Source organism: Calothrix sp. CBUCES-K 9914, from assembly GCF_059640475.1.
This window is the reverse complement of sequence record NZ_JBXXZH010000545.1, coordinates 1-1,238: the sequence shown is the minus strand read 5'-3', so window position 1 is coordinate 1,238 and position 1,238 is coordinate 1. Positions and strand designations below refer to the sequence as shown.

Here is a 1,238-nt window from a genome sequence, read left to right as displayed (position 1 = left end):
CATGGAATTAAACCGCATCGAAGCGACAGTGATGTTAGAGAACACAGCATCAATGAGTTTGCTATCAAAATTAGGATTTACAGAAGAAGGTACTTTAAGAGAATTTGGCTACTGGAAATTTCAATTTCACGACCTAAAACTCTTTTCGATTTTAAAAAGAGACATTCAAATGTAGGGTGCGTAACACCACAAACATTATAAAACGAAGCGCAGTTGCTGGTGGTGTTACGCACCGTACAAGCGTCACGAAAGATAAAAAAGTGCTTATCGTAACAAAGTTCATTACCTTTACTATAATTTTATACTTTTTGAAGTAATAATAATCATAAATTCATCAAATAGTGCAAAATTACCAAGATATTCAAGCTGGTGTAAATTGATGCAGGAAAAGCTTGATAAATAAGTTTTTAAGCACTACAATGACAAATCTATATACTGAAGTCACCAGTAAGTAGTTCTCATCAGGTGTGGCTACGGAATTCTTTAGGGGTGGAAATCTTGAACTTAGCAGAGTGTTTAAGCGCTTAGATTTCAGTCATAAAATTGGTATAAAAACCCAAAAAGTATTGAAATTTCAAGATAAATGCTATACTCTTGTTCCGAATTGCCTACGTAATAATTCTGTGTTTTGAGGAATACTTGCGCTATGTCTGCGAGAAAGACAGACGTTCTAAAAAATAAGCTAGTAGCGGTGGCAGCAGTCTTTACTGTTGCACCAATGTTATTTTTCATGGTTTTTTCGCAAAACCGACACCTGTCGGAACGCCAAAAAATCGACTCAACAAACCAAGCATGGATGACTACCGCAACATATTTTCTCTCTTTAGCGGTATTTATGAATGGTTATTATGCAGCCAAGCGCGCGGAAGCGTTACAAAGAAGCGCTATCGCATCTGAAAAAAATAACGAAATTAGCGTCAAAAATGCTCAACTAGCAGAGGAACGCTTGGTTGCCGACCGTTTCATGACAGCAGTTACACAACTTGGGCATGAAAATACTGCCACCCGCACAGGTGCTATTTATGCTTTGGAGGGAGTCGCGAATGATTCTTACAGTTCATACTGGACGGTGATGGAAATTTTAACGGCGTTTGTGCGTGAAAATGCTCCTATCAGTAATCAACTTGAAGATGTGGACAATGCGCTTCGCGTTCGTACTGACATTCAAGCTGCTTTGACTGTAATTGCAAGACGCAACTCGCAAAAAGACCGAAACAACTGTAAACTCGACCTTCGCA

1 pseudogene is annotated in these 1,238 nt (G+C 38.7%); it reads left to right on the top strand.

Annotated features, from left to right (window positions below):
• Positions 1-646: 646 nt before the first annotated feature.
• A pseudogene (locus AC2JBO_RS44975) lies at positions 647-1,238 on the top strand (pentapeptide repeat-containing protein); the annotation flags it as partial.